This is a genomic window from Nocardia sp. NPDC004415 (assembly GCF_053602435.1).
Window position 1 is genome coordinate 1 of sequence record NZ_JBSGDP010000093.1, and the last position, 16,334, is coordinate 16,334.

At 69.2% G+C, this 16,334-nt stretch carries 15 protein-coding genes; 3 read left to right on the forward strand and 12 right to left on the reverse strand.

Features of this window, described 5'->3' with window-relative positions; genetic code table 11:
• Positions 1-45 precede the first annotated feature (45 nt).
• From ACWEMY_RS27895 to ACWEMY_RS27915, 5 genes are all read right to left on the reverse strand, one after another.
• Positions 46-186 carry a hypothetical protein gene (locus ACWEMY_RS27895; protein WP_375932507.1) on the reverse strand — a complete coding sequence of 47 codons (141 nt, stop codon included), beginning with the start codon at positions 184-186 and terminating at the stop codon, positions 46-48.
• 284 nt (positions 187-470) lie between these two features.
• Entirely contained in the window at positions 471-3,911 is a 3,441-nt protein-coding gene (locus ACWEMY_RS27900) for an arabinosyltransferase domain-containing protein (RefSeq protein WP_452392421.1), read from the reverse strand.
• Positions 3,912-3,959: 48 nt separating this feature from the next.
• Positions 3,960-4,472 (reverse strand): hypothetical protein, encoded by a 513-nt coding sequence (locus ACWEMY_RS27905; RefSeq protein WP_375932513.1) that lies wholly within the window; start codon positions 4,470-4,472, stop codon positions 3,960-3,962.
• Positions 4,473-4,657: 185 nt separating this feature from the next.
• Complete coding sequence (locus ACWEMY_RS27910) at positions 4,658-5,191, reverse strand: hypothetical protein (RefSeq protein WP_452392422.1); 534 nt, start codon at positions 5,189-5,191, stop codon at positions 4,658-4,660.
• Between the two features lie 110 nt (positions 5,192-5,301).
• Positions 5,302-6,252 carry a helix-turn-helix transcriptional regulator gene (locus ACWEMY_RS27915; protein WP_452392423.1) on the reverse strand — a complete coding sequence of 317 codons (951 nt, stop codon included), beginning with the start codon at positions 6,250-6,252 and terminating at the stop codon, positions 5,302-5,304.
• 68 nt (positions 6,253-6,320) lie between these two features.
• Here ACWEMY_RS27915 and ACWEMY_RS27920 point away from each other — a divergent pair, with 68 nt between their 5' ends.
• Positions 6,321-6,953: a TIGR03086 family metal-binding protein gene (locus ACWEMY_RS27920; protein ID WP_452392424.1), complete on the forward strand. Its 633-nt coding sequence runs from the start codon at positions 6,321-6,323 to the stop codon at positions 6,951-6,953.
• A 51-nt stretch (positions 6,954-7,004) separates the two neighbouring features.
• Here ACWEMY_RS27920 and ACWEMY_RS27925 read toward each other — a convergent pair whose 3' ends face one another.
• The 5 genes from ACWEMY_RS27925 to ACWEMY_RS27945 all read right to left on the reverse strand — a co-directional run bounded on the left by ACWEMY_RS27925 (position 7,005) and on the right by ACWEMY_RS27945 (position 12,228).
• Positions 7,005-9,113 carry an arabinofuranosyltransferase gene (locus ACWEMY_RS27925; protein WP_452392425.1) on the reverse strand — a complete coding sequence of 703 codons (2,109 nt, stop codon included), beginning with the start codon at positions 9,111-9,113 and terminating at the stop codon, positions 7,005-7,007.
• A gap of 143 nt (positions 9,114-9,256) precedes the next feature.
• Entirely contained in the window at positions 9,257-9,679 is a 423-nt protein-coding gene (locus tag ACWEMY_RS27930; RefSeq protein ID WP_452392426.1) for a PIN domain-containing protein, read from the reverse strand.
• Positions 9,676-9,906 carry a type II toxin-antitoxin system VapB family antitoxin gene (locus ACWEMY_RS27935; protein ID WP_452392427.1) on the reverse strand — a complete coding sequence of 77 codons (231 nt, stop codon included), beginning with the start codon at positions 9,904-9,906 and terminating at the stop codon, positions 9,676-9,678. The genes ACWEMY_RS27930 and ACWEMY_RS27935 overlap by 4 nt, the downstream gene beginning before the upstream one ends.
• Before the next feature lie 130 nt (positions 9,907-10,036).
• Positions 10,037-10,816 (reverse strand): decaprenylphospho-beta-D-erythro-pentofuranosid-2-ulose 2-reductase, encoded by a 780-nt coding sequence (locus ACWEMY_RS27940; protein WP_375932531.1) that lies wholly within the window; start codon positions 10,814-10,816, stop codon positions 10,037-10,039.
• The gene (locus ACWEMY_RS27945) at positions 10,813-12,228 is read right to left on the reverse strand and encodes an FAD-binding oxidoreductase (RefSeq protein WP_375935602.1); all 1,416 of its coding nucleotides are present in this window, start codon (positions 12,226-12,228) and stop codon (positions 10,813-10,815) included. Before ACWEMY_RS27945 ends, ACWEMY_RS27940 begins: the two co-directional genes overlap by 4 nt.
• A gap of 27 nt (positions 12,229-12,255) precedes the next feature.
• Here ACWEMY_RS27945 and ACWEMY_RS27950 point away from each other — a divergent pair, with 27 nt between their 5' ends.
• Positions 12,256-12,753, forward strand: coding sequence for a GtrA family protein (locus tag ACWEMY_RS27950; protein WP_375932534.1), 498 nt, complete (start codon positions 12,256-12,258; stop codon positions 12,751-12,753).
• On the opposite strand, the gene ACWEMY_RS27955 is transcribed toward ACWEMY_RS27950, so the two are convergent.
• Both ACWEMY_RS27955 and ACWEMY_RS27960 read right to left on the reverse strand, forming a co-directional pair.
• Positions 12,754-13,383, reverse strand: a complete 630-nt coding sequence (locus ACWEMY_RS27955) for a pyridoxamine 5'-phosphate oxidase family protein (RefSeq protein WP_452392428.1) — start codon at positions 13,381-13,383, stop codon at positions 12,754-12,756.
• A gap of 142 nt (positions 13,384-13,525) precedes the next feature.
• Complete coding sequence (locus tag ACWEMY_RS27960; RefSeq protein ID WP_452392429.1) at positions 13,526-15,697, reverse strand: molybdopterin-dependent oxidoreductase; 2,172 nt, start codon at positions 15,695-15,697, stop codon at positions 13,526-13,528.
• A gap of 145 nt (positions 15,698-15,842) precedes the next feature.
• Here ACWEMY_RS27960 and ACWEMY_RS27965 point away from each other — a divergent pair, with 145 nt between their 5' ends.
• Positions 15,843-16,253: a hypothetical protein gene (locus ACWEMY_RS27965; protein WP_452392430.1), complete on the forward strand. Its 411-nt coding sequence runs from the start codon at positions 15,843-15,845 to the stop codon at positions 16,251-16,253.
• Positions 16,254-16,334: the final 81 nt, after the last annotated feature.

Here is a 16,334-nt window from a genome sequence, read left to right on the forward strand (position 1 = left end):
GACCACTTCGGTGGTCCGCGCCTTCGCCGTGTGGTGGTCAGGAGTTCAGACGTTGAGCATGCGACGGGTGAGGTCGCGGCGTAATACCTCTTGGGAAGGCAGTCTCTCCAGTACCCGCATCACGGCAGGTCGTAGTTCGTGCTTCTCGTCGTCGCTGAGCAGCTCGACGAGATCTGTCAGATCCATGTCATCGAAGGCTCCTGTCATACCCACCAGGGTACGTGCTCAAACCTGCAGGCACAGTAGCTTTACGCTGTCATTTACAGGTGCTTCATCAAAGCGAAACCCTAAGGGACACTGAACTTTTCGTAAGCGGCTGAGGGCAATGCCCCGCCACTGCCCTTACACTGTCAATGTCACACGCGCTGGCGCGCGAGCGCGGCCTCTGGGTCCCGCTGCTTCCCTCCCTGCGGGCACTCCTTCGTCGCGCCCTCCGGTCAGTCCAGCAGCGGGACGGCCGCGCTGGGCGTCTACTTCGCCCGGATTGCCGGTTCCTTCGCGCGTCCCGACTGGTCTACCACACGCACGGTGATCTCGGCCGGAGGCGCCGGCTGGTAGGCGGTGAAGCGCTCCAGCGAGCCCCAGTCGCGGCCCAGATCCCGGTCGAGATAGGTCGGGACGGTCTCGGATTTCAGCAGCAGGCCGGTCCAGCCGAGCGGTCCGCCGCCGATGTCGTCCTGCCAGGCGTTGGAGGCGTCCGAACCCACCCGGTCGGGCAGGATTCGCCACTCGGGAGCCTCGGCGACGCCGTCGTGGTGCTCGAACGGGCGCTGGCAGGGGAAGGCCAGGCCGACGTGCCAGTCCAGCAGCACCGGCGCGGTGTGACCGACGACCGAGTCCAGGGTGGCGAGCTTCGGCAGGCGCGGCGGGGTGAGCGCCAGCCACTGCTTCTGGGTGATGTCGTTGTCGGCGGCCACCAGGCGCACCGCGTTCACCCCGGCGGGCAGCTGGTCGATCGGCACGCGCAGGTTGCGCCACGACGGGGCCGGGCCGATGTCGAGCGGCATGAGCGAGCCGGTCACCTCGACGCTGCCGTCCTCGGCGCGGGTGCCGTACTCGAGCCGCAGGTCCTGGCCGTAGTGCACCACGCCGTCGGTGTCGACCGAGCGGATGCGGCCCGCAGCGGTGATCACCAGGGCCTGGTAGGCGGGGTCCTCGCGCACGGCGTCGGTGAGGTCGACGCGGTACCACTGCGAGGTCAGCTTGGCCTGCTGCTGCACCCCGTCCTGGTAGGAGCCCAGGACGGGGGTGCGGGCGGGGTCGAGGCCGAACGGCAGCGCGACGGTCGAGCCGTTGATGCCCGCTTCGGCGCTGGTGCCGCCGCCGGTGCCCGCGCCGGTGGTGTTGGTGGTCTTGTTGGCGGAGTCGTTGTCGACCGAGTTCGCCCCGCCGACCACGGTCTCGTCGGCGTCGGCGGTGAGGTCGTCGGCCACGCCGTTGGGGTCGAAGCCGGTGGACTCGGCGCTCAGGCCGTCGGCGGGGGTGCCGGTGTAGGGGGTGAGCAGGGAGTCGGCGGTGTCGGTCTCGACCAGGACGTCGTCGGCGAGGGCGCAGGTATTGCCCTGGAGCGCATCGAGATTGGACTTGGCGATGGAGTAGGCCGGGTACTGGGTGATCGCGCCCTTGGCCATCGAGGCCACCTCGAACAGCACCAGCAGCGCGGCGGCGATGGTCAGCGGCATGGTCGCGAACCGGTCGAAGCGGGCCGGGCCGGTGGGCCTGCGGTACGGGGCGCGCAGATGGAAGTACAGCGCGAGCAGCAGGGCGAGCACGCTGAGCCCGAGGAACAGCGTCGACAGGCCCTTGCCCGCCACCAGCGGCGCCTTGTCCCAGAACGGCACACCGTAACTGGAGACGTACCACCAGCCGTTGGAGCCGGTGAAGGTGATGGCGAGCAGGAACAGCACCGCCGCCGCGAACAGCGCCCGGTTGCGTGGCGCGCGAATCCCGTTGGTGCCCACCGCGACCGCCGCCAGCGCGGCCAGCGATCCGGCCAGGCCCGCGTAGACGCCGAAGTGGTGGGTCCACTTGGTCGGCGTCCACATCATCAGCAGCAGCGCGGCGAAGACGATGCCGAGGATGCGCACCGAGGGGCCGCGCGAGGTGCCGGGGATGCGGCCCTTGCGCAGCACCTGGAGGATGCACACCACCAGGCACAGCAGCATCACCAGCACGCCGAAGCGCCGGGCCAGCGAGCCGTCCGGGGAGAGCATGAACAGCGAGTCCCAGCGGGTGCGCTCGTCGAACCAGGCCACGTTCGGGCCCACCAGGGTGCGGACGCGGGTGGCCTCCATGACGGTGGCCAGGGTCTGATCGGCGAAGACGACGATCAGCACGAGCGTGCCCGCGGCGAGACCCGGTGCCAGCAGCGCGGCGTAGCGGAGGATCGTGCCGCCCAGCGACCGTCGCCCGGGCTCGCTCGCACCGCGCTGGTCGGCATCGCGTTCGCTCGCGCCGTCGACGCTCTGCGTGCTGTCAGTACTCTGCGCGCTGTCGGCACCCGTGCGGGCTCGGTCGTCTCCGCTGTTCTGGTTCGACGGGTTCACGACGCCGGATGCTGAGTCGCGGTCGGCGGCGATCCGGCGGGGCGCGATGCCCTGGGCGCGTTTGATGATGATCTGCATGACCGGCCGGGTGCCCGCGATGAGCGCGGCGATGCAGATCAGGCCGGTCGGGCCCGCGGCCAGCGAGAACGCGGCGATCAGGATGGCCAGGGCGGCGGGCAGCAGGCGGGCGGTGGCGATGGCGCGTTCGATCGCGCACCAGGTGAGCAGCGCGCCCGCGGCGATCAGCGGTTCGGGGCGCAGGCCGTTGTCGTAGGGGAGCCAGAAGGCGAGGAACACCAGGCCGGCCGTCCACAGCGCCACCTTGTCGCGGCGCACCCGGGCACCGAGGCGGGGGAGGACTTCGCGGCTGATGACCGCCCAGCAGACCAGTCCGGCCAGCAGGGCGGGCAGGCGCATCCACAGGCTGGCGTCGGAGATCTTCGTCATCCAGGCCAGGACCTCGTAGGACCAGCCGAACGGCGCCTCCGGCACCCCGAACCAGCGGTAGTAGTTGGCCATGTAACCCGACGGGCCCGAGGCGCGGGCCATGTTCAGGATGTAGCCGTCGTCGGAGGTGTTGGCGCCGATCACATGCCACAGCAGCAGCGTGCCGACCACCGCGCCGTCGGCGGCGGTGACCTTCCACCAGTGCCGGGGCAGGAAGCGGCGGGCGCGGCGGCCGTCGCCGGTGTCGAGCAGGTGCAGCGCGATCAGGGCCGCCACGGTGGCGACCGCGGCCACGATCATCGCGACCAGCTTGAGCGTGGTCGGGGTGGAGGTGAACCGGGAGTCGATATCGGCGTGCAGGCGGGCGCCGGTGAGGGCCTGCTCGCCGAGGTCGGTGTAGACGCCGACGATCTGCGGCCGCTTGTCCACGGTGACGGTATTGCGGAAGGGCGTGCCGTCCGCCCGCGTCACACCGGCGAACTCGACCGTGGTGGCCTCGATCGTGGACACGATGTCGATGCGCTCGCAGCCGCCGATCTCGGCGATCGGGGCCGACAGCATCGGCACGTCCCTGGCCTGCACCGCGAGCACGCCGTCGCGCACGGTGACGCTCAGGCCCCTGGCACCCTGACCGGACTCGGCGGGAACGGTGGCGAGCAGCGTGGTCGGCTGCCCCTCGGTGACCGGCAGATCCCGCAGCATCGCGCACGGCAGCTGCGCGTCGAGCCGCTGCGGCACATACGACACGAGCGGCGCCTCGACGCTGGTCGCGCCGGCCTGCGGCCATTCCAGGCTCGCGCGGTCCTGGCGCACCGGCAGCAGCGGCGTCAGCAGGGCAAGCACGAACCCGAGCAGCCCACACACGAGGGCGATCAGGCGGTAACGGGTGAACGCTCGTTCAGATCGGTCCGGTCGCACGGGGGTTGATGGTAGCCATCGAACCCACGTGCGGTGCGGCGCCGCGACCTAGCCGGTCTTGCGGTCGGTCCACTCCAGCTGGGTGCGGGCCCAATCGGGGATGACGGCCTCGGGCCGGGGGAAGGCCTCGAACTCCGCGCGCAACTCGTCGGCGGTGACCTCCGGCATCCAGTCGGCGATGCTGCCGGTGGAGTAGGTGGCCTTGTAACGGGTGGGCCCGGCGATGAAGATCTCCGCGCTGAGCCAGGCGCCCGCCTCGGCGTCGTAGGACATGCGCTTGTGGTCGGCGAAGTGCTCGAGCACCTCCGGCGGCGGCACCAGATCGGTGAGCGACCCGTCGCGCTCCTTGATCTGGACACCGGCCACGGTGTGCTCGCCCACCTGTAGCGACCACAGCAGCGCGAATTTCTGGCCGGGGGCCAGCATCGCGATGGTGGCATCGATGACGGCGTGCTCGATCGCGACGAGCGAAGTCAGCTGCTCGCGGGGGGCTGGGTCACGGTCCTGGCGATGGGGCCGTGTCAGCAGGAGATCGATTCGCTCCGGTCTGCTGAGCGTCATAGCTATACCTCTGCATCCGTACCGATCAGCACTACCAAAACTGATTTCGGTCGGCCGAACTATTCAACATTGCGCAGCGTACCCGCCCCGCGAAGTGCTTCGTGCGGTTTGCCCACGCTGACCGGAGATATTGTGGTCTATCGCGCACCCGCACACCAGTAGCTACCCGGTGTCCATCGACACACTCACGCGGCCGAGGCGCGCAGCGCGAACCAGCCGTCGGCCGGATCGGCGAAGCCGTGGTAGACGAGCGGGATGCCCTGGTCGACGTCGAAGAACCGGTAGACCGCGGCCATCGCCTGCCGCACCGAATGCGCCTGGAAGTCGTCGATGCGCCGGGGACCGATGCGCCGCTCGGGCAGCAGCGAGAGCCGGACGAGCTCGGCGGGATCGTCGATGTCGAGGCCCCACGGATCGTCGTCGATGAGGTGATCGTGCAGGACCGCGCGGCTGGTGGGCGGATCGTGGCGGGGGCCGGTGAAGGTGACGCTCTCCACGTGCGCGAGCCCGCGGGTGTTCAGCGGGGTCCGCGCGGCCTGGATCAGGTCGATGAGGTCGGGGTCGGGTTTCGGTACCTGCCCGCTGACCGGTGCCTGTTCGAGCAGGTGCAGCATCTGCCCGCCGCGCACCAGCGGCTCGGGCACCAGGAAGACGCTGATGCTGGGGCAGGTGCAGTGCATACCGGTGAGGCACACCCTGGTGTGCAACGGATCGGACATACGTCCTCCTCCGGGGAGCGGGTCGGATTCTGTTCGCCATCCGCCGGGAGTCCGGCGACGACCGTGCCGCACCAGTCAGTGTAGTGCGCGCGGCCGCCGCGGTCAGCGGGTCAGGCGATCGATTCCGTGTAGCGACGGGCCAGTGTGCGCAGGTGCTCGACGAGTTCCGGTGGGCCGTCGACGCGGAAATCCATCATCAGCATGCTCAGGTAGATGGCGATGGTCTCCATGGCGTCGGCGCCGGTGAGCAGCACGCAGCTGTGCTCGTCGACGGGTTCGACCACACCGACCGCCGGGTTGATCCGCGCGATCACCGTCTCGGCCGGGGCCAGCACGGTGACGCGGGCGTGCACCCGCCAGGCGCTGGTCGCGATCTCGCGCATGACGAAGGCAACCAGGTCGTCATCGGGCAGGCGGCGCGGGGCGAAGACGCGGCCGGTCGGGGTGGCGGTGGTGAGGCCGGCGACCGGGACGGCGGTCCAGTCGTGGACGCGCAGGCTGTAGGCGACGAGGTACCAGCGGCGCTGCCAGTTGATCAGGCGGTACGGCTCGAGTTCGGCGCCGTCGTCGACGGTGACGGCGGTGGTGCGGCGCACGGCGTCGGCCAGGGTGGTGAGGATGCCCGCGGCGACCGGGGCGTCCGGTTCGCGGGAGCCGGTGGTGGCCGGGCCGATCTCGGTGGCCTCGCGCAGCGCGGAGACCTTGCGCTGCAAGCGTTTCGGCAGGATCTGCTCGATCTTGCGCAATGCCCGGCCGAGCTGTTCGCCCACATCGGAGACGGCGAGCGAGCCGTCGGCGGCCACCGCGATGGACAGCGCGACGGCCACCGCTTCGTCGTCGTCGAGCAGCAGCGGCGGCATGGTCGCGCCCCGGCCGAGCCGGTAGCCGCCGATGGCGCCGCGTTCGGCGTGCACCGGGTAGCCGAGTTCGCGCAGGCGTGAGATGTCGTTGCGGACGGTGCGTTCGGTGATCGCGAGGCGGTCGGCGAGTTCGCGGCCGGTGTAGGCGCGGTCCTGGAGCAGGGCCAGCAGGCGCAGGACGCGGGGCGTGGTGGCGGCCATTCCCACCTTCTCGAAAACGGGGAAAAATCAGGAACGAAACGAGCCTAATGGGTTTCTAGGCTGGAGTCATGAACAACAACACCGCAGCTCTCGAAACCGTCTGGCGCGACGTGGTCGCCGAGTCCTACGCCGCCCTGTCCGCCGTGGTCGCGGGTGTCGCCGATGACCAGTGGGACCTGCCCACCCCCTGCTCGGAATGGACCGTCGCGCAGGTCGTCCAGCACGCGGCGGGCGACCAGCTCGCCTACGCCGCCGCCCTCGGTGTCGGCCCCGGCCCGAGCTACAACCCCTTCGCCCCCTCCGGCACCTTCGACATCCCCGCCGCCGCCCTCGTCCGCGAGGCCGTCGACCAGACCGCCGCCGCCTGGGCCACCGTCTCCGACACCACCCCCGTCGTCCCCACCCCACTCCCGCACGGTGACCTCCCGACCCCCGTCGCCGCCACCCTCGCCGCCCTCGACGCGGCCGTCCACGCCTGGGACATCGCCATCGCCACCGGCCAGCCGTCCCCGCTCACCGACACCCTGGCCACGCATCTGCTCACCGCCGCCCGCACCCATCACCCCGCCCCCGGTTCGGGAACCGACGCCGAGATCACCGAACCCCTCCGTCAGTGGGGCGCCTACGGTCCCGTCATCGAAATCCCCGTCACCACTCCCACCCAGGCCCTTCTCCAGTACCTCGGCCGCACCTCGGCGTGACCGCGGATCGGCCACCGACCCCGGGCGGGGTGCGGTTCGGTCGACCCTGCGTCAGCGGTCGACGGTGACGAGGGTGAAGGGGCCGATGTCGGTGGTGGTGAAGATCGGGTCCGTGAAGAGGGCCTTGGGGAAGGCGACCGTGTAGCGCTTGACATTGGGGTCGTTGGGGTAGACGTCCGCGGCGAGGCGCAGGGTGTAGGTGTCGGCGTCGCGGCGGAAGAGGAAGGCGTCGGGGGCGCGCCACGGGGAGTGGGCGAGCGCGTCGGCCAGGGCTGCGGAGGTGGGGAGTTCGCTCCACTCGGCGATGGTGGCGGCGCGGTCCTTGAAGTCGGCCAGGGGGTTGGCGTAGTGGGAGGTGAGCGCCTGGAAGCCGAAGTAGGGGTAATAGGCGAGGAAGGTGGTGTCGGCGGTGAGGACGACGGATTCGTCACGGGGACGGCCGGTTTGGGCCTGTAGCGCCGCGTCGATCTCGCGGTAGAAGGAGACGGCCGAGGGTGGGCGCTGGTCGGCGCGCTCGCCGTTGCCGTCGGTGTCGGTGTAGGCGGTGTCGATCTCGTGGGTGAGCACGGTGGGGATGTGCTGGGCGAAGGCCAGGGCGCCGAGCACGGCGAGCACTCCGGCGGCGGTGCGCAGCGGAGCCGGTTCGTTGAGCGCCTGGTAGACCGCGCGCCCGCCCTCGACGAACCCGAACACACCCGCCGCCGCCAGCACCGCCAGCAGCACCGGCTCCAACCGGAACGACAGCAGGGTGGTCCCCGCCGCGGTGGCTGCCATCGACAGCAACGTCCACAGATAGATCGAGACCACCCCGATCCCCAGCGCCTGCGCCCGCCGCGACGACCCGGCCCGCACCACCAGCCACACCGTACCGAGCAGGCACAACGCCCCCCGCAGCGAGAACTCCAGCATCGGGAACGCCAGCTCGGCCCCGGACTGCGGCAGATAGTGGAAAGCACTGCCGGAGGGCAACTTCGCCCCACCCAGCATCTCCAGCAGATACGGCGCCCACACGACGAGCGCCAGCACCACCGCGATCGCACCCATGACGGCCAACCGCACGAACGGCCCGAGCGCCGCCCGCCACACCGCAGGCCGCCCCCCGAGCTTCTCACCGTCGCCGGTGCGCCTCGCGTCGGCCGCAACCGCTGAATCCGCGTCGGCAGACCGAGCGTCGGTGACTGCCGTGTCGGCGGCCGACTCATCGGCGACAACCGTCCCACCGCCGCTGGTGGGCGGCTCCTTCACCGCGACAGCGGAATCCGCGCTCACTCGCCGGGCACCGAGCGTGCGCCGACCCTCCCGGCGACATGCGGCCACGGCGAGACCGGCGGCGACCACCGCCATCACCACCACGGTGAACGCGGCGATCCCCAGGTACAGCGTGTAGAAGCAGGCCGCGACGCCGAGGAACAAGCCGGTACCCAGCACGGCACCCCAGCCCCCGGTCGACCGGTGCAGCGCACCCCAGGCCAGCACCAGCACCGGGGGGATGAACACCACCAGCACCGCGCCGTACGCCTCGGGGGAGGCGTAGGCCAGGGTCATCGCGGTGACGGCCGCCGCCGCGCCGACCGCGAGATCGGCGCGCACCAGCTGCGTCCACAGCACCAGCGCGACCACCGCGCAGACGGCGAGCAGCCCGATCGCGTACGGCTTGAACACTTCCCAGCCGTCCAGGCCGAGCACATTGCCCACCCGGCCGCCGATCCAGAACCAGCCGGCCGGATAGAACGGCGGGATGTCGGCGTAGGTCATATCGCGCAGGGCGGCGCTGTCGGTGAGGCGCGTCAGGTATTCGGTGCGGAACTCCTGGTCCACCGAGATCCCGAACAGGTACAGCTTCGTCGCCGCCAGCGGCATGCCGAGCGTGACGGTGACGAAGCTCGAAATACCCACCCAGGAAGCCAGTTTCGCCACTACCGGCCACTTGCGCAGCCGGATCAGCAGCACCGAGACCACCAGCAGCGCCACCGCGACGACCTGCCCGACGGTGGTCAGCGCGCGAGTCACATTGGAGGCGTTGAACGCGGGCCACTGCACCATCGAGAACGCGGTCAGGCCAACGGCGGTCACGACCAGCGCCACCAGCGCGGCAGCGGCCGCCTCGCCGAGGCCCGCGCCGATCCTGCGCACCGGCCGCACCTGGTCATCAGTAGTCATCGGCGCGCAATCCTCCGGCTCCACTGTGGTTCACGGTCCGGGCCAGCCTAGTGGAGCCGCATCGGGCTGTCGGTCCCCCCGACGACGGGCTGCTCGCTACCGGGCAAACCCGTCGTCGCGCCGATCTGACGAGGCGATGATGTTCAGAAGCCCAGCGGTCCGTCGTGGACGTTGATCTCGCGTAACTCGGCGGCGAATCTGGTCGCCGTCACGAAGTCCTTGTCGTCGTGAACGATGATCAGATCGTGCATGGCGGCTGTTGCGCAGATCTGTAGGTCCACCGGCGAGAACGTGCTGATGCAGCCGCTCTGTGCCGCCCGATGCTGGAAGGTCGCGATCCAGGACCCCGCCGATTTCGGCACCGATATCTCCCGATAGAGCTGCTCGAATCGCATCACGAGTCTGTCGAACTCCGCGATATTGCGGGACGATCTCAAGAACTCGGCTCGCTGGGGGTAGCAGGAACGCATCAGCCTGCCGGTCGTCGGGGGCCGCCACTGCTCCCGAACTTCGTCGGACCGGAGTATCCGCCACAACGCCGAAGAGTCGAGCAGATAGCCCGTCACCGCTGCCCGCGCCTTGCCGCCTTTTCCGTCCGGCGGTCGGCCTCGGCTCCGGCCAGGTCCATGCTCTTTGCCAATTCGAAGAAGTCGTCGTAGGCGGCGTCGAGGTTGAGTCGCGTGGTGTACTCCTCGAGTGCCGCAGCGACCGTTGCCGTCTTGGTGCGATGCCTACCCAGCCGCTTGGCCCGCTCCAGCAATTCGTCGTCGATCTCGATATGTGTGAGGGACATGTCATCACTCCTGTACATATTTTGGTCGACCTGCGTCTCCAAATTGTACATACCTACCCCGCCCTCTCCGCTAAACGAAACTGCCGCACCGTTAGCGACGGTGCGGCAGTGATTCGGAGCGGGTACCCGACTAGATGGGCAGCTTGCGGAAGATCGGGCGCGGTACGTGCCGCAGCGCCGACATCACGAAGCGCGCCTCACCCGGCGCCCACACGATCTCGGTGCCCTTCTCCGAGGCGGCGACCGCCCACTTGGCGACGTCTTCCTTGTCGACGGTGAGCGGGGCTTCCTTGCTGCCGGTGGCTTCCCAGTGCGCGATGGTCGCGGCGGTGCGCACCTGCATCGGGCGCACCACGGTGACGCGCGGGCCGTAGGGCCGCAGCGCCTCGCCCAGGCCCAGGTAGAACCCGTCGAGCCCGGCCTTGGTGGAGCCGTAGACGAAGTTCGAGCGACGCACGCGCTCGCCCGCCACCGACGACATCACGATGAACCGGCCGTGACCCTGCGCCTTGAACTTGTCGCCCACCAGCACACCGACCGAGACACCGGCGGTGTAGTTGATGCCGACGGTCATGACCGCCTTGCGCTGGTTCTGCCACAGCTCCTCGGCGTCACCGAGCACACCGAAGGCCACGATGGCGACGTCCACGTCACCGTCGGCGAACGCGGCGTCGACGACCTTGGGGTGCGAGTCGGTGTCGAGCGCGTCGAAGTCGAGCACGTCGACCTGGGTGGCACCGGCGGCCTTCAGGCCGGTGACGGCCTGCTCGAGCAGCGGGTCGCCGGGCAGGTTCGCCAGGATGACCCGGGCCGGGCTCTTGCGCAGGTACTCGGCGCAGATCGCCAGGCCGATCTCGGAGGTGCCGCCGAAGAGCAGGATGGTCTGCGGGTTGCCAACTGCGTTGATCACTGGAGCTCCAGCCTCCTGGCCATATCGGACATGAAAACGCCGTTCGGGTCGACGCTGCGGCGGACCTTGATCCACTCGTCGATCCGCGGGTACATCTTGTGGAACGCCTCCGCGCTGGTCCGCGAGTCCTTGGCGGTGTAGAGCCGCCCGCCGAACTCCATGACGCGGCGGTCCAGGTCGGTGACCAGTTCGTTGAGGCCGGGCCGGATCGGGAAGTCGACGCAGATGTTCCAGCCCGGCATCGGGAAGCTCAGCGGTGCCGCGTTGCCCTCGCCGAACAGCTTGAACACGTTGAGCGCGGAGATGTGGCCGGAGGCCTGGATGTCGATGATGATCCGCTTGAATTCCTCGACCGCCTCGGTCGGCACCACGAACTGGTACTGCAGGAATCCGGCGTTGCCGTAGACCCGGTTCCACTCCGCGATCATGTCGAGCGGGTGATAGAACTGCGTCAGGTTCTGCACCTTGCCGGTGTAGGTGCCGCCCATGGCGTAGTACGCCTCGCCGACCGCGCCGAGCGAGAGCCGGTTGGCCGACCAGCTCGGGAAGATGTTCGGCACCGTCAGCAGCTGCGGCGCGTCGAACTTCAGCGGGTTCTTGCGCAGCTTCTTGGGCAGCTCGTCGACCTTGGCCAGGCGGCCGCGGGTCAGGCAGGCGCGTCCCAGCTTGGGCAGCGGGTTCATCACGTCGAACCACGCGCTCGAGTAGGTGTAGTTCGCCTCGCTGCCGTCGCTGTGCACGGCGATGGTCTCGTCGAGGGTGGAGGTCTTCACACCGTCGTTGAGGAAGTAGGCCGTCTCCGTGGGCGCCATCTCGATGGTGGCGCGCAGGATGATGCCGGTCAGCCCGTTGCCGCCGACGGTGGCCCAGAACAGTTCGGCGTCCTCGGTCGGCGAGATCGTGCGCACCGAGCCGTCGGCGGTGAGCAGGTCGATCGAGCGGACGTGGTTGCCGAAGCTGCCCTCGCTGTGGTGGTTCTTGCCGTGGATATCGGAGGCGATGGCGCCGCCGATGGTCACCTGGCGGGTGCCGGGTAGCACGGGGACCCAGAGGCCGAACGGCAGCGCGGCCTTCATCAGCTGGTCCAGGCTCACGCCGCCGTCCACGTCGACCAGGCGCGAGTCGCGGTCGATGCGGTGGATGCGGTTGAGTGCCGGCATGTCGATGACGAGCCCGCCCGCGTTCTGCGCGTGGTCGCCGTAGGAGCGGCCGAGGCCACGGGCGATCACGCCGCGTCGCAGGTGCGCCGGCTTGGAGTCGTTGTCCTCGGCGACCATGCGCACGGCCTTGGCGATCAGCTCGGGATCGCGGGTCGAGAGCACTTCGGCGGAGGTGGGTGCGGTGCGACCCCAGCCGGTGAGCGTACGGGTGCGCGTAGGCAGCGCGAACGGCTCGTCGGCGGTGGTCGGAATGTTCTCGGACATCGGCTAAGAGGCTACATGCATGGCGGGACACGTGACCGGTCTCGTACTCTTCCTCACGTGCAAGCCCAACCGCATCTGCCGCTTCCCGCCGAGATTCCCCTGGTCGACGAGCCCGGCGGAACCGACGTAGACCTGAAGACCCAGATCGTGCGGTTCGGCCTCACCGGCGGGTTCTCCGCCGTGGTCGACTTCGGCCTGCTCACGCTGCTGTCGAACGTGCTCGGCGTGCCGGAGATCCTGGCGAAGGTGATCAGCTTCATCGCGGGCACCACCACTGCGTACCTGATCAACCGGCGCTGGACCTTCAAGGCCGAGCCGAGCAAGGCGCGTTTCCTCGCCGTGGTGGCGCTGTACGCGGTGACCTTCGCGGTGCAGGTCGGCATCTACGCGCTGATGTACTACACGCTGGCCGACGAGTGGTGGCGTCAGCCGCTGGCCTTCGTCGTCGCGCAGGGCACGGCGACGGTGATCAACTTCGTCGTGCAGCGTGCGGTGATCTTCAAGATCAAGTAGTCAGCTGGCCTGCGCGGCGGGTTCCTCGGCGTGTTTGTCGGACTTGACGCCGAAGTAGTCGCCGCCCTTGGCGCGGATGTTGTCGGTGCCCCACTCGCGCTGCTGCCTGGCGACGGGAACCATCTGGGGTATGTGCTTACGGCAGTGGATGTAGGCTTCCTCCACGTCGACGACGACCCAGACCTGCGAGGTCTTGCCGCGCTCCGGCGGCGGCAGCCCGTCGACGGTCTCGCGCAGTTCGCTGTCGGCGACCATGCGAGCCTTCCCGTTGACGTGCAGCCCGATCAGGTCGCGGACGAAGTCGATCATCAAGATCCCTATGTGTGGGTTCTCGAGGATATTGCCGAGGCTGGCCATTACTCCGTTACCTCGATACTCGGGGTACGCAATCGTGCGTTCGTCGATCACGTGCAGGAATCCCGGTGACCCGGAGCGGAAACTGGCGTCGCACTCGCCGTGCGCGTCCGCGGTGGAGATGAAGGCCATGTCCATCCGGGCGACGAATTCGACCATGGTGTCGTTGAGATAGTCGATCACCTGGTCGTCGTAGAACTTCGCGGCCCTGTCCGCGGTACCCAACGTGTCCTGTAGCTCGTGTTCTCCGTCGCTGCCGACGTGTCTTCCGGGCATCGGGCCCCCTCTGCTAGCCGAACCGCCTGGTGTGACTGCAATCTCACACAGTGTAGGGGAGCATCACAGAACGCGGGGCGAGTCCATTGTTGCGAATGCGATGAAAACCAGGTTTGCGCAAAGGTTTCCAGAGGTGGACTGATCAGGCGGGTTCTACCGTCACCGGCACGCCGTTGAAGATCGCGGTGCCCGAGATCGCGTCGACCACCGAATCATCGGTCAGCACATTGGCATTCACCCCGGCGTGGGTGGAGGCCACCGACTGGGTGGTGCTCTCGGCGTGCCCCCAGCCGTGCGGCAGGCTCACCACGCCGGGCATGATCGTCGTCGTCAGTTCCACCGGCACCGTCAAGGCCCCTGCGGCCGAGCTGATCTCGGCCTGTTCGCCGAGGCCGAGCCGGTGCGCGTCGTCGGGGTGGATCTGTAGCGTGCAGCGATTGGAGCCGCCGACAAGGCCGGCGATGTTGTGCATCCAGCTGTTGTTGGAGCGCAACTGCCTGCGCCCGATCAGCACCATCTCCGGTGCGGCGGCGTCGAGCCGGGCACGCAGCCGTTCGACATCGGCCAGCAGCGGCGCGGGTGCCAGGTCGACCCGTCCCGACGCGGTGCGCAGCGCACCGGGCAGCCGGGGCCGCAGCGGGCCGAGGTCGATGCCGTGCGGATTGTCCAGCAGCGTGCGCAGACTCAGCTCGCCGCCGTTCCACTCACCGTACGGCCCGAGCTTGAGCATCAGATCGATGCGCTGTTCGGTGCTGTCGGCGCCGGTCAGCTCGTCGCGGCGCTCGCTCATGTCCGCCTTGTGCAGCATGCCGGCGATGACCAGTTCGTCCACCACGGCGATCGGGCTGCGTTCGCCGGTGCCCGCGTGCGGCTGCCCGCTGACGGCGGCGGCGAGCCGGGCCAGCACCGCCGACTCCGACGGCCTGCCGTCCAGCGGCACCAGCGGCGGCGAGTACCGCGCGTAGTTGCGCACCGCGAACTGCAACAGCGCGAAGTCGTAGTGCGGCGACTGCACCGAGCGCGGTGGCGGCAGGATCACGTGCGCGTGCCGGGTGGTCTCGTTGACATAGCGGTCCACGCTCACCATGAACTCGAGCCCGGCGAAGCCCTTGTCCAGCCGCGCCCCGCTCGGCGCGGAAAGCACCGGATTGCCCGCCACCGTGACCAGCGCCTTGATCTGCCCCTGACCTGGCGTTTCGATCTCGTCGGCGAGGGTGGCGACGGGCAGTTCGCCCATCACCTCGGGCAGCTCGCGCACCCGGCTGGTCCAGCGGCCCGGCCGGAACGGCCTGGTGCGCGGGATGCCACCGGCCGCCGCGGCGGCGAACATGGCACCGCCGGGGGAGTCGAGATTGCCGGTGACGGCGTTGATCGCGTCCACCAGCCACTGGGTGAGCGTGCCGAACTCGGCGGTGCAGGTGCCGATGCGGGCGTAGACGGCGGCGGTCGGGGCCGCGGCGAGCTCGCGGGCGAGCGCGCGGATGGTGTCGGCGGGGATACCGGTACGCGCCACGACGGCCTCGGGCGCGAACTCCCCGGCGGCGGCGCGGAGCTCGTCCAGGCCGTCGACTTCGAGATCGATGCTGGTCAGGTCCTCGGTGAAGAGGGTGTGCAGGATCGCGAAGAGCAGGTAGGCGTCGGCGCCGGGGCGGATGAACAGGTGCTGATCGGCCAGTGCGGCGGTCCTGGTGGCACGCGGGTCCACGACGACGAACCGCCCGCCGCGCGCTCGCAGCGCCTTCAACCTGCCGGGGAAGTCCGGCGCGGTGCACAGCGAACCGTTGGATTCGAGCGGGTTGGCACCGAGCATGAGCAGGAAATCGGTGCGGTCCAGGTCCGGGACCGGCACGGTGAGCGGGTCGCCGAACATGAGCCCGGCGGCGACCTGTTTGGGCATCTGGTCGGCGGTGCTGGCCGAATAGATGTGCCGGGTGCTGAGCGCGCGGATGAGCGCGGGCAGATACAGCGCGCCCGCGACGGTGTGGGCATTGGGATTGCCCAGGTAGATCGCGGTGGCGCCGCTGCCGTGCGCGTCGCGGATCGCGGCGAAGCGGGTGGCGATCAGGTCGAAGGCCGCGTCCCAGCTCGCGGGGCGGAAACCGGTGCCGTCGCGGACCAGCGGGGTGGTGACCAGGTCGGGATCGTCGTCGAGTTTGCCGAAGCTGGCGCCCTTGGGGCACAGGAAACCCTTGCTGAACGGGTCCTCGCGGTCGCCTCGCGCGGAGAGCACCCGGTCGTTGTCGTCGAGGGTTAGGGTCAGACCACAGACGGCCTCACACAGCGGACAGGTGCGCAGCAGCGTTCGTGGAGCCATGCCCCATCCTTACGCCGCGCTGCTACCCATGCTGGGAAACGCCGAAGGAAGTTCGAATACGCGTTACGCCAACACTATTGGGGGCATGACAGACCGTTAGCACGACTTAGGATCACCAAGGGTGGGGGGCTACGGGAAGGGAATCATGCGTACTTTCAAGCTTGCCACCGGGGCCACCGCCCTCGCGACCGTCGCGTTCACGCTGTTCGCGGGCACCGCCGCCGCGGCGCGGACCGCCGAAGCGGTGGGTGGTGCCGACAGCATCACCGTTTCGATCAACAACACCGACGACGCGTGCTGGTCGGGCACGGTGCTGCTGGACGAGGCGTTGCAGCAGACCATCCTTACTGTCGACAAGCCCTCGGCCGTTCTGGCGAACATCGAGCCGGGCAACCACCGGGTGCGGATTCACCTCTATGTCGGCGAGGGCGAGTCGTGCAGCGTGAACACCCCTGCGGTCCAACTGCTCGACACCACCGTCACCGTCGGTGACGCGGCGGGCAACCCGATCCAGGAACTGCTCGACGCGGGCAGTGCGGCACTCGGGCTGAAGTAGCCACCGGGCAGGCGAGGGGCCGGGCAGGCGGAGCGATCCGCCAGCCCGGCCCCGGTAGTGTCGGCACCGTCCCGCAACGCC

What these genes read in the sequence shown, in the direction of transcription:
- ACWEMY_RS27920 (WP_452392424.1), top strand. Translation starts at nt 6,321, where the DNA reads ATGAACAACAACACCGCAGCTCTCGAAACCGTCTGGCGCGACGTGGTC.
- ACWEMY_RS27905 (WP_375932513.1), bottom strand. Translation starts at nt 4,472, where the DNA reads ATGACGCTCAGCAGACCGGAGCGAATCGATCTCCTGCTGACACGGCCC.
- ACWEMY_RS27895 (WP_375932507.1), bottom strand. Translation starts at nt 186, where the DNA reads ATGGATCTGACAGATCTCGTCGAGCTGCTCAGCGACGACGAGAAGCAC.
- ACWEMY_RS27965 (WP_452392430.1), top strand. Translation starts at nt 15,843, where the DNA reads ATGCGTACTTTCAAGCTTGCCACCGGGGCCACCGCCCTCGCGACCGTC.
- ACWEMY_RS27950 (WP_375932534.1), top strand. Translation starts at nt 12,256, where the DNA reads ATGCATGGCGGGACACGTGACCGGTCTCGTACTCTTCCTCACGTGCAA.
- ACWEMY_RS27925 (WP_452392425.1), bottom strand. Translation starts at nt 9,113, where the DNA reads ATGACTACTGATGACCAGGTGCGGCCGGTGCGCAGGATCGGCGCGGGC.
- ACWEMY_RS27955 (WP_452392428.1), bottom strand. Translation starts at nt 13,383, where the DNA reads ATGCCCGGAAGACACGTCGGCAGCGACGGAGAACACGAGCTACAGGAC.
- ACWEMY_RS27960 (WP_452392429.1), bottom strand. Translation starts at nt 15,697, where the DNA reads ATGGCTCCACGAACGCTGCTGCGCACCTGTCCGCTGTGTGAGGCCGTC.
- ACWEMY_RS27910 (WP_452392422.1), bottom strand. Translation starts at nt 5,191, where the DNA reads ATGTCCGATCCGTTGCACACCAGGGTGTGCCTCACCGGTATGCACTGC.
- ACWEMY_RS27915 (WP_452392423.1), bottom strand. Translation starts at nt 6,252, where the DNA reads ATGGCCGCCACCACGCCCCGCGTCCTGCGCCTGCTGGCCCTGCTCCAG.
- ACWEMY_RS27935 (WP_452392427.1), bottom strand. Translation starts at nt 9,906, where the DNA reads ATGTCCCTCACACATATCGAGATCGACGACGAATTGCTGGAGCGGGCC.